This is a genomic window from Streptomyces koelreuteriae, assembly GCF_018604545.1.
Classification (GTDB): Bacteria; Actinomycetota; Actinomycetes; order Streptomycetales; family Streptomycetaceae; genus Streptomyces; species Streptomyces koelreuteriae.
In genome coordinates this window covers 6,388,095-6,399,314 of the sequence record NZ_CP075896.1, presented here as the reverse complement: position 1 = coordinate 6,399,314, position 11,220 = coordinate 6,388,095, and the positions used below count along the sequence as shown (strand labels likewise).

At 71.9% G+C, this 11,220-nt stretch carries 5 protein-coding genes; 2 read left to right on the top strand and 3 right to left on the bottom strand.

Annotated features, from left to right (window positions below):
- Positions 1 to 2,739 carry an ABC transporter permease gene (locus tag KJK29_RS28800; RefSeq protein WP_215122090.1) on the top strand — a complete coding sequence of 913 codons (2,739 nt, stop codon included), beginning with the start codon at positions 1 to 3 and terminating at the stop codon, positions 2,737 to 2,739.
- Positions 2,736 to 3,692: an ABC transporter ATP-binding protein gene (locus KJK29_RS28795; RefSeq protein WP_215122089.1), complete on the top strand. Its 957-nt coding sequence runs from the start codon at positions 2,736 to 2,738 to the stop codon at positions 3,690 to 3,692. The genes KJK29_RS28800 and KJK29_RS28795 overlap by 4 nt, the downstream gene beginning before the upstream one ends.
- Before the next feature lie 150 nt (positions 3,693 to 3,842).
- On the opposite strand, the gene KJK29_RS28790 is transcribed toward KJK29_RS28795, so the two are convergent.
- The 3 genes from KJK29_RS28790 to KJK29_RS28780 all read right to left on the bottom strand — a co-directional run bounded on the left by KJK29_RS28790 (position 3,843) and on the right by KJK29_RS28780 (position 11,011).
- Positions 3,843 to 5,303 carry a glutamate synthase subunit beta gene (locus tag KJK29_RS28790; RefSeq protein WP_215122088.1) on the bottom strand — a complete coding sequence of 487 codons (1,461 nt, stop codon included), beginning with the start codon at positions 5,301 to 5,303 and terminating at the stop codon, positions 3,843 to 3,845.
- Positions 5,296 to 9,894 (bottom strand): glutamate synthase large subunit, encoded by a 4,599-nt coding sequence (gene gltB / locus KJK29_RS28785; protein WP_215124501.1) that lies wholly within the window; start codon positions 9,892 to 9,894, stop codon positions 5,296 to 5,298. The genes KJK29_RS28790 and gltB overlap by 8 nt, the downstream gene beginning before the upstream one ends.
- 385 nt (positions 9,895 to 10,279) lie before the next feature.
- The gene (locus KJK29_RS28780) at positions 10,280 to 11,011 is read right to left on the bottom strand and encodes a VIT1/CCC1 transporter family protein (protein WP_215122087.1); all 732 of its coding nucleotides are present in this window, start codon (positions 11,009 to 11,011) and stop codon (positions 10,280 to 10,282) included.
- Positions 11,012 to 11,220: the final 209 nt, after the last annotated feature.

Genomic DNA, 11,220 nt, shown 5'->3' with positions numbered 1-11,220 from the left:
ATGCCGCGGAAGGATCAGGGCGCGCCCTGGGTGCGGACCCGGCTGCGGACCGCGCCGGTGTCCGCCGTCGCCTTCGCGCTGCTGGTGCTGGTCACGGCGTTCCTCGCCGCCCTCCTGCCCCGGGCCGTCGAGGCGTACGAGACGGACGGGCTGCGCGAGGCCCTCGCCGGCGCCTCGCCCGAGTCCACCGTGCTGGAGTTGAAGGCGCCGCAGCCCGGTCTCGAGGAGCCGGACGCGGCCCGGGCGGACGCGGTGCTGCCGGAGGCGCTCCGGGCGGTCGAGGGCTCGGCGCGGGCGCTGCTGCCCGAACCGCTGCGGGCGGACCCGGCCGAATCGGCGTACGGGGTGCGCACCGCGAAGAGCCTGGAGGCGCTGGACGCTTCGCTGCCCCGGCCCGACGGGCTGCCGCCCCGGTTCACCGTGCTCGCGCAGTCGGGAGCGGCCGGCCACGCAGACGTCCGGGAGGGCCGGATGCCCACCGCCGGCACATCGGTGACCGTGGACACCCGACGGGTCGAGGGAGCGGTGACCACCCAGACCGCCCGCGTCCTGCGGCTGCGGGCCGGCTCCGAACTCACCCTGGCCGGCTTCCAGGACCGGCCGCTGACCGTACGGATCACGGGCGTCCTCGAACCCCGGCATCCGCAGCGGAGCTACTGGTCAGCGGAGCCGACCCTGCGCGCTCCGGCCCTGGCGAGCGGCAACGCACGTCCGCCGCAGTTCTACTGGGAGGCGGGTCTCCTGCTGGCGCCCGGGGCCGCTCCCGCGCTCCTCGGCAGCCAGGGCGAGCCGGAGAAGTACTGGCGGTTCGCGCCCGCGACCGGGGGGCTCACCTCGGGGGACACGACGGCGCTCGTCGAGGGGGTCGCGTCCCTGGAGAACGGGCCCGGGCTGGTGCGGATGCGCGGCGCCGCCGGTCCGGTGGCGCAGCTCTCCACCGGCCTGGAACAGGTCGTCGGCTCGTACACGGCGACCCGGGACGCGATCACGCCCGTGGTGGCCGTCGCGGCCTTCGGGATCGCCGCGGTCGCCGTCGTCGTCCTGACGATGAGCGCCGGGGTGGCCGCCGCGCGCCGCGACACCGAACTCGCCCTGCTGCGGGCCCGGGGCGGCTCCCTGCGCGGTATCTCCGGGCGGCTGCTCGCCGAGACCGCGGCCCCGGCGGTGCCCGCCGCGGCCTGCGGGCTGCTGCTCGCCGTGCTCGTCGTGGACGAGGCCCGGTCGCTGCCCGCCGTGCTCGGGGCGGGCGCCGTGGCCCTGCTCGCCTGCGCCGGGCTGCCGGTGCGCGCGGCCCTGGCGCATCGCAGGCCGAGGGCGCACCAGGAGCGGGACGACCTCGCCCACACCAGGCCCGGCCGGCGCCGCACGGTCGCCGAACTGACCTTGCTGGTGCTGGCCGTCGGCTCGGTGGCGGCGCTACGCCGCCGCGGTACGAGCGGCGGGTCGGGCGATCTGCTGGTGAGCGCCGCCCCGGTGCTCGTCGGCCTGGTCGCCGCGCTGGTCCTCGTACGGCTGTATCCCCTGCCCCTGCGGTGGGCCGCCGGCCCGGCCGGGCGGCTGCGCGGTCTGGTCGGGTTCTTGTCGCTGGCCCGTGCGGGCCGCTCGGCGGCGGCGGTCGCCGCGCTGCCGCTGCTCGCCCTGCTGACGGCCCTGACGACGGCCGCGTTCGGCGGATCCGTGCTGGCGGGCGTGGCGGACGCCCGGGACCGTGCCGCTCTGCTGGAGACCGGCGCGGACGCACGGATCTCCACGACCGACGGCACCCCGCTCCCGGCGGGACTCGCCCGGGCGGTGGGGGAAGTGGCGGGCGTACGGCAGGTCACGGCCGTGGGAATCGAGTACGCCGCGGAGCGCGAGACCGACGAGGCGGAGTCGCTGCCGGTGGCCGGGGTCGAGCCGGGCTCCTACGCGGAGCTGGCCCGGCGGACGGGACTCGGCGGTTTCACGGCCGACCGGCTGGGGGCCCGGGGCGGGGTGCTGGACGCCGTCGCCTCCCCCGAGGTCGCGAAGCGGATCGGGCGGTCTCCGCACCGGATCGTGCTGCCGGGCGGAGCCGTGACGGTGCGGATCACCGCGGTGCGCCCCCGCACCCCGGCCGCCCCCGAGGGCGACTTCCTCCTGGTCGACGCGGCGGGCCTGAAGGACTTCGGCGCCCCTTCGGTCCTGCTGGCGACCGGGTCCGGGATCGACGCCGAGGCCCTGCGGACGGCCGTGAACGGCACCGGGGCGGGCCTCTCCGTGACACTGCGCGGCGAGGCACGCGCGGCACTGTCCGACTCGCCGTTGCAGACGGGCGCCGAGCGGATCTACGTCTGGGCCGTCGTGGCGGGCGCGGGGTACGCCCTGCTCGCCCTGGTGCTGGGCCTGCTGCGGTCCGCTCCGGAACGCGCCGCACTGCTGGCCCGGCTGCGCACCCTGGGCCTGACGGCCCGCCAGGGGCGGCGGCTGCTCGGCCTGGAGGCACTGCCCCTGGCGCTGCTCGCGGCCGGCGGGGGCATGGCCGTCGGCTGGGCCACGGTGGGGCTGCTCGCCCCCGGCATCGACCTGGACCGGCTGGCGCTGCCCGACGCGTCCGGCGGGACGGCGCCGGGCGGTGCCGCGCTGCGGGCCGACGTGTGGTCGCTGGCCCTGCCCGCCGCGGCCGCGGTGCTGCTGGCGGGGGCGGTGGCCGTGGCACAGGCCTGGTGGGCGGGCCGCCGGACACCGATCACTCACCTCAGGGCAGGAGACATGCGATGAGCGCTACGACGGAGTCGCTCGCGGAGCTGGAGCGGCGGGCGACGCACCACCGCGACCGGCCCGCCTACGGGCACGACGCCCTGATCGCCTGCGACCGGCTGGTGCGGATCTTCGCCAAGCGCGGGGGCGGGGACGGCATGGAGGTGCAGGCGCTCCAGGGGCTCGATCTCCTGGTGCGGGAGGGCGAGTTGATGGCCCTGGTGGGGGCGTCCGGCAGCGGCAAGTCGACGCTGATGAACATCCTCGCGGGCCTGGACGTCCCGACCGCGGGCGCCGCGAAGGTCGCGGGCCGCGATCTGCTGGCGATGGACGCCAAGGCGCGGCTGCGCTACCGGCGCGAGGTGGTCGGCTTCGTCTGGCAGCAGACGGCCCGCAATCTGCTGCCGTATCTGACGGCCGCGCAGAACGTCGCCCTGCCCATGCAACTGGCGGGCGCGCCGAAGAAGAAGCGGGCCGGACGGGCTGACGAACTGCTGGCCATGCTCGGGGTCGCCGACTGCCGGGACCGGCGTCCCCAGCAGATGTCCGGCGGTCAGCAGCAGCGCGTCGCCATCGCCGTCGGCCTGGCCAACTCCCCCGCCGTCCTGCTCGCCGACGAGCCGACCGGCGAACTGGACTCGGCGACCGGGCAACAGGTCTTCGCGGCGTTCCGCCGGGCCAACGAGGAGCTGGGCACGACGATCGTCATCGTCACGCACGACCAGGCGGTCGCCGGCGAGGTCCGCCGCACGGTCGCGATCCGCGACGGCCGCACCTCGACGGAGGTACTGCGCCGCACGGAGGTCGACGAGGCGGGCCAGGAGTCCCTGGTGGCCCGCGAGTACGCGATGCTCGACCGCGCGGGCCGCCTCCAGTTGCCGGACGAGTACACGACGGCGCTGGGCATGGCGGACCGGGTACTGCTGGAGCTGGAGGAGGACCACATCCAGGTGTGGCCGGACGGACACGGCTGAGAGCAGGCATCCGACGGCATGCGACAGCGCCTGCCCGGTCGTCCGGTCGGGGACTGTAGGGCAGGCGCTGTCTCGGGGGGGCTGGGGGGGAAGCCCCCCCCAGATGACCCGCCCGTACGCCTTTGTACGGGACGTTTCTGGGTGTGCGCGTCAGACCATCAGCGCACGGTCCGTCGGGCGGATCGGAGCCGGCAGCTCGCTGGCGCCCGTGAGGTGGCGGTCCACCCCGCGCGCGGCCGAGCGGCCCTCCGCGATCGCCCAGACGATGAGCGACTGTCCGCGGCCCGCGTCACCGGCGACGAACACGCCCGGCACGTTGGTCTGGTAGTCGCCGTCGCGGGCGATGTTGCCGCGCTCGTCGAGGTCCAGGCCGAACTGGTCCACGAGGCCGTTGTCCCGGTCGGTGCCGGTGAAGCCCATGGCGAGGGTGACGAGCTGGGCGGGGATCTTGCGCTCGCTGCCCGGCTTCGGGGTCAGCTTGCCGTCGATGAACTCCACCTCGGTGAGGTGCAGCCACTGGACGTTGCCGTCCTCGTCGCCCTCGAAGTGGGTCGTCGAGACGGAGTAGACCCGCTCGCCGCCCTCCTCGTGCGCGGAGGTGACCTTGTACAGCATGGGGAAGGTCGGCCACGGCTGGTTCGGGGCACGGTCCTCGCCCGGCTGCGGCATGATCTCCAGCTGCGTGACGGAGGCCGCGCCCTGACGGTGGGCGGTGCCCACGCAGTCCGCGCCGGTGTCGCCGCCGCCGATGACCACGACGTGCTTGCCCTCGGCCGTGATGGGGGGCGCCACGAAGTCGCCCTCCTGGACCTTGTTGGACAGGGGCAGGTACTCCATGGCCTGGTGGATGCCCTTGAGCTCGCGGCCGGGCACCGGCAGATCACGGGCCGTGGTCGCGCCGACGGCCAGGACCACCGCGTCGTACCGCTTCTTCAGGTCCGTCGCCTTGAGGTCGCGGCCGATCTCGATGCCCGTACGGAAGCGGGTGCCCTCCGCGCGCATCTGCTCGATACGGCGGTTGATGTGCCGCTTCTCCATCTTGAACTCGGGGATGCCGTAGCGCAGGAGGCCTCCGATACGGTCCGCGCGCTCGTAGACGGCGACGGTGTGACCGGCGCGGGTGAGCTGCTGGGCGGCGGCCAGACCGGCCGGGCCCGAGCCGATGACCGCGACCGTCTTGCCCGACAGGCGCTCGGGCGCCTGGGGTTCGACGTCACCGGTCTCCCACGCCTTGTCGATGATCGAGACCTCGACGTTCTTGATGGTGACGGCCGGCTGGTTGATGCCGAGCACACACGCCGACTCGCACGGAGCGGGGCACAGCCGGCCCGTGAACTCCGGGAAGTTGTTCGTCGCGTGCAGCCGCTCCGAGGCGGCCGCCCAGTCCTCGCGGTAGGCGTAGTCGTTCCACTCGGGGATGAGGTTCCCGAGCGGACAGCCGTTGTGGCAGAACGGGATGCCGCAGTCCATGCAGCGGCTGGCCTGCTTGCTGATGATGGGCAGCAGGGAGCCGGGGACGTAGACCTCGTTCCAGTCCTTGAGGCGCTCCTCGACCGGACGGGACTTGGCGACCTCGCGGCCGTGGTTCAGAAAGCCCTTCGGGTCAGCCATTGATCGCCGCCTCCATCATCTTCTCGTGGGTCTCGGTCTCGGAGAGACCGGCTCGCTCGGCGGCGTCCTTGGCGGCGAGCACTGCCTTGTACGTGCTGGGGATGATCCTGCTGAAGCGCTCGACGGCGGTGTCCCACTCGGCCAGGAGCTTCTCGGCGACGGTCGAGCCCGTCTCCTCCTGGTGGCGGCGGACCACGTCGTGCAGCCACTGCTTGTCGGTGTCGTCCAGCGGCTCCACGGCGTCCACGTTGCCGACGTTGACGTTGTCGCGGTCGAGGTCGATGACGTACGCGATACCGCCGGACATACCGGCCGCGAAGTTGCGGCCCGTCTCGCCGAGCACCACCGCGTGACCGCCGGTCATGTACTCGCAGCCGTGGTCGCCCACACCCTCGGAGACGACGGTGGCGCCGGAGTTGCGGACGCAGAACCGCTCGCCGGTGCGACCGCGCAGGAACAGCTCGCCGCCGGTCGCGCCGTAGGCGATGGTGTTGCCCGCGATCGTCGAGTACTCGGCGAGGTGGTCGGCGCCGCGGTCCGGGCGGACGATGACACGGCCGCCGGAGAGGCCCTTGCCGACGTAGTCGTTGGCGTCGCCCTCCAGGCGCAGCGTGACACCGCGCGGCACGAACGCGCCGAAGGACTGGCCGGCGGAGCCGGTGAAGGTGATGTCGACGGTGTCCTCGGGCAGGCCCGCGCCGCCGAACTTCTTCGTCACCTCGTGGCCGAGCATGGTGCCGACCGTGCGGTTGATGTTGCGGATCTGCACCTGGGCGCGCACCGGCTGGGCCTCGGTGGCGTCCGTGGCGGACAGGGCGTCGGCGGCCAGCTTGATGAGCTGGTTGTCGAGCGCCTTCTCCAGACCGTGGTCCTGGGCGATGAGCTGGTGGCGGACGGCGCCCTCGGGCAGCTCGGGCACGTGGAACAGCGGCTCCAGGTCCAGGCCCTGCGCCTTCCAGTGGTCGACCGCGCGGGTGACGTCGAGGGTCTCGGCGTGGCCGACGGCCTCCTCGATGGAGCGGTAGCCCAGCTCGGCGAGGATCTCGCGGACCTCTTCGGCGATGTACTTGAAGAAGTTCACGACGTACTCGGCCTGGCCGGAGTAGCGCTCGCGCAGCGTCGGGTTCTGGGTGGCGATGCCGACCGGGCAGGTGTCCAGGTGGCAGACGCGCATCATGACGCAGCCGGAGACGACGAGCGGCGCGGTCGCGAAACCGAACTCCTCGGCGCCGAGCAGCGCGGCGATGACCACGTCACGGCCGGTCTTGAGCTGGCCGTCGGTCTGCACGACGATGCGGTCGCGCAGGCCGTTGAGCAGCAGCGTCTGCTGGGTCTCGGCGAGGCCGAGCTCCCAGGGGCCGCCGGCGTGCTTGAGCGACGTCAGCGGCGAGGCGCCCGTGCCACCGTCGTGGCCGGAGATCAGGACGACGTCCGCGTGCGCCTTCGAGACACCCGCGGCGACCGTGCCGACGCCGACCTCCGAGACCAGCTTGACGTGAATCCGCGCCTGCGGGTTCGCGTTCTTCAGGTCGTGGATGAGCTGGGCCAGGTCCTCGATGGAGTAGATGTCGTGGTGCGGGGGCGGCGAGATGAGGCCGACGCCCGGCGTCGAGTGACGCGTCTTGGCGACCCACGGGTAGACCTTGTGGCCGGGCAGCTGACCGCCCTCGCCGGGCTTGGCGCCCTGGGCCATCTTGATCTGGATGTCGTCCGCGTTGACCAGGTACTCGGAGGTCACACCGAAGCGGCCGGAGGCGACCTGCTTGATGGACGACCGGCGGGCCGGGTCGTACAGCCGCTCCGGGTCCTCGCCGCCCTCACCGGTGTTGGACTTGCCGCCCAGCTGGTTCATGGCGATGGCGAGGGTCTCGTGCGCCTCCTGGGAGATGGAGCCGTACGACATGGCGCCCGTGGAGAACCGCTTGACGATCTCGGAGACCGGCTCGACCTCGTCGATGGAGATCGGCTCGCGGTCCGACTTGAAGCCGAACAGGCCGCGCAGCGTCATCAGCCGCTCGGACTGCTCGTTCACGCGCTCGGTGTACTTCTTGAAGATGTCGTAGCGGCCGGAGCGCGTGGAGTGCTGCAGGCGGAAGACCGTGTCCGGGTCGAAGAGGTGCGGCTCGCCCTCGCGGCGCCACTGGTACTCGCCGCCTATCTCCAGCGCGCGGTGCGCCGGGGCGATGCCGGAGGCCGGGTAGGCCTTGGCGTGGCGGGCGGCGACCTCCTTGGCGACGACGTCGATGCCGACGCCGCCGATCTTGGTGGCGGTGCCGTTGAAGTACTTCTCGACGAAGGTCTCGTCCAGGCCGACGGCCTCGAAGACCTGGGCGCCGCGGTAGGAGGCGACGGTCGAGATGCCCATCTTGGACATGACCTTCAGCACGCCCTTGCCGAGGGCGTAGATGAGGTTGCGGATGGCCTTCTCGGCCTCGATGCCGGGCAGGAAGGTGCCGGCGCGGACCAGGTCCTCGACGGACTCCATCGCCAGGTACGGGTTGACGGCGGCGGCGCCGTAGCCGATGAGCAGGGCGACGTGGTGGACCTCGCGGACGTCGCCGGCCTCGACCAGCAGGCCCACCTGGGTGCGCTGCTTGGTGCGGATGAGGTGGTGGTGGACGGCCGCGGTGAGCAGCAGCGAGGGGATCGGCGCGTGCTCGGCGTCGGAGTGGCGGTCCGACAGGACGATCAGCCGGGCGCCGTTCTCTATGGCGGCGTCGGCCTCGGCGCAGATCTCCTCGATGCGCGCGGCCAGCGTGTCACCGCCGCCGTGCACCCGGTACAGGCCGGAGAGCGTCGCGGCCTTGAAGCCGGGCATGTCGCCGTCGGCGTTGATGTGGATGAGCTTGGCCAGCTCGTCGTTGTCGATGACCGGGAAGGGCAGCAGGACGCTGCGGCAGGAGGCCGCGTTCGGGTCGAGCAGGTTGCCCTGCGGGCCCAGCGCGGAGCGCAGCGAGGTGACGAGCTCCTCGCGGATCGCGTCCAGCGGCGGGTTGGTGACCTGCGCGAAGAGCTGGGTGAAGTAGTCGAAGAGCAGCCGCGGGCGGTCCGAGAGCGCCGCGATCGGCGAGTCGGTGCCCATCGAGCCGATCGGCTCGGCACCGGCCTTGGCCATCGGCGCGACGAGGACGCGCAGCTCCTCCTCGGTGTAGCCGAAGGTCTGCTGGCGGCGGGTGACCGAGGCGTGGGTGTGGACGATGTGCTCGCGCTCGGGCAGGTCGCCCAGCTCGATCTCGCCGGCTTCCAGCCACTCCGCGTACGGGTTCTCGGCGGCGAGCTCGGCCTTGATCTCGTCGTCCTCGATGATGCGGTGCTCGGCGGTGTCGACGAGGAACATGCGGCCGGGCTGGAGGCGGCCCTTGCGGACGACCTTGGCCGGGTCGATGTCCAGGACGCCGACCTCGGAGCCGAGGACGACGAGGCCGTCGTCGGTGACCCAGTAGCGGCCGGGGCGCAGGCCGTTGCGGTCGAGCACGGCGCCGACCTGGACGCCGTCGGTGAAGGTGACACAGGCCGGGCCGTCCCAGGGCTCCATCATCGTGGAGTGGTACTGGTAGAAGGCGCGCCGGGCCGGGTCCATGGAGTCGTGGTTCTCCCACGCCTCCGGGATCATCATCAGCACGGAGTGCGGCAGGGAGCGGCCGCCCAGGTGCAGGAGTTCGAGGACCTCGTCGAAGGAGGCGGAGTCGGAGGCGTCCGGCGTACAGACCGGGAAGATCCGCTCTATGGCCTTGTCATCGGCACCGAACAGGTCCGACACCAGCTGCGACTCGCGGGCGACCATCCAGTTGCGGTTGCCCTTGACGGTGTTGATCTCACCGTTGTGGGCGACGAAGCGGTAGGGGTGCGCCAGCGGCCACGACGGGAACGTGTTCGTCGAGAACCGGGAGTGCACGAGCGCGACCGCGGAGGCGAAGCGGCGGTCGGACAGGTCCGGGAAGAAGGGCTCGAGCTGGCCGGTGGTCAGCATGCCCTTGTAGACGATGGTCCGCGCGGACAGCGACGGGAAGTACACGCCGGCCTCGCGCTCGGCGCGCTTGCGCAGCACGAACGCCTTGCGGTCGAGGTCGATGCCCGTCGAGGAGCCGTCCCCGACGAAGATCTGGCGGAAGACCGGCATGGTCGACCGGGCGGTGGCGCCCAGGAGCTGGGGAGCGACCGGCACCTCGCGCCAGCCGAGCACCGTGAGGCCCTCCTCGGACGCGATTGTCTCGATCTTCGAGACGGCGTCGGCGGTGGAGTCCTCCGGCAGGAAGGCGATACCGACGGCGTAGCCGCCGGCCTCGGGCAGCTCGAATTCGGCCACCTCACGGAAGAAGGCGTCCGGGACCTGCGACAGGATCCCCGCGCCGTCGCCGGAGTCGGGCTCGGAGCCGGTGGCACCGCGGTGTTCGAGGTTGCGCAGGACGGTCAGAGCCTGCTCGACCAGCGTGTGGGACGCCTCGCCTGTGAGGGTGGCGACGAAGCCGACGCCGCAGGCGTCGTGCTCGTTGCGGGGGTCGTACATACCCTGCGCAGCAGGGCGAGCATCCATGAAGGACCAGTTCTGGCCATTCGCGGAGTGCTGGGACGGCTGGCGCGGCGTACGCATCGGCTCTCCCGTCGTCGTCATGTGGCATATACAAGGTGCCGAGGGACGACGTTGGCCCTCTGCGTGATCGCAAAATTTCGTGCAGGTTACATGATGGAGCGGTTCTCGGAAAGCAAGATAATCCGTTCCAACATGCGGACACCGTAGGGGTGCGACAGGGGTTCCGCGCCGACGGTGGAAGCTATGGGGGGCCAGTACGGAACGACCGGGTGAGATCGATGCCCGTCGGGCCCGATGGCGGGAACAGGCGCCTTCGCCCGTCCCGCTGGGGGTGCGCGGCGAGCGTCGTTGCCCGCAGCGCTTACGGCTCATGCCCGGTGATTGCGGATCCGAAACCAGCGAGTAACGGCTATTTATACGGCCTCACGCATAAGTCCGAGCCGAGCTATCCTACGGCCGTTCCGAACAGGGTGCCCAGGGCGTACGTCACACCGGCCGCCGCGCCTCCCAGGAAAAGCTGCCGCAGCCCGCTGTACCACCAGGTGCGGGCCGTCACCTTGGCCACGACCGCGCCGCACAGGAAGAGCCCCAGCAGCGCCAGCAGCACCGCGGGCCACAGGGTGCTCGCGCCCAGCAGATACGGCAGCACGGGGATCAGCGCGCCCAGCGCGAAGGAGCCGAAGCTCGACACCGCGGCGACGGTGGGCGAGGGCAGATCGCCGGGGTCGATGCCCAGCTCCTCGCGTGCATGGATCTCCAGCGCCTGCTCCGGGTCCTTCGACAGCTGCCGGGCGACCTCCCGGGCCAGCTTCGGCTCGACGCCTCTCCCCTCGTAGAGCGAGGCGAGCTCGGCCTCCTCGTCCTTCGGGTGCTTGCGCAGCTCGCGCCGCTCCACGTTCAGCTCGGCCTCGACGAGCTCGCGCTGCGAGGCCACGGAGGTGTACTCGCCGGCGGCCATGGAGAAGGCGCCGGCGGCCAGCCCCGCGAGTCCGCTGATGACCACGGTCTGCTGACCGACGGCCCCGCCGGCGACACCGGTCATCAGGGCCAGATTGGAGACGAGGCCGTCCATCGCGCCGAACACCGCGGGACGCAGCCAGCCGCCGTTCACGTCCCGGTGCGTGTGATTGTCCCGGTGCGCCTCGTGCAGCGTCGCCTCGGTCTCGATGATGGCCATGAAAGATCCCCACTCCCCTTACTTGGACACGTTCCAGTTTTTTACAACACCCAAAGTACGCTCCGAATTCCGCCCTCGCCAGCAAGGAAAGGCTGCGCTAACCTGCGGGTTTACCTTCTTTTGCTCACTTGATAACGATCTTGCACAGATGTCGACCGGGTGATGCTGAGGTTCCTGAGGCTCGGGGGGATCGTCGAAGTGGGACACAT

What these genes read in the sequence shown, in the direction of transcription:
- KJK29_RS28800 (WP_215122090.1), top strand. Translation starts at nt 1, where the DNA reads ATGCCGCGGAAGGATCAGGGCGCGCCCTGGGTGCGGACCCGGCTGCGG.
- gltB (WP_215124501.1), bottom strand. Translation starts at nt 9,894, where the DNA reads ATGCGTACGCCGCGCCAGCCGTCCCAGCACTCCGCGAATGGCCAGAAC.
- KJK29_RS28780 (WP_215122087.1), bottom strand. Translation starts at nt 11,011, where the DNA reads ATGGCCATCATCGAGACCGAGGCGACGCTGCACGAGGCGCACCGGGAC.
- KJK29_RS28795 (WP_215122089.1), top strand. Translation starts at nt 2,736, where the DNA reads ATGAGCGCTACGACGGAGTCGCTCGCGGAGCTGGAGCGGCGGGCGACG.
- KJK29_RS28790 (WP_215122088.1), bottom strand. Translation starts at nt 5,303, where the DNA reads ATGGCTGACCCGAAGGGCTTTCTGAACCACGGCCGCGAGGTCGCCAAG.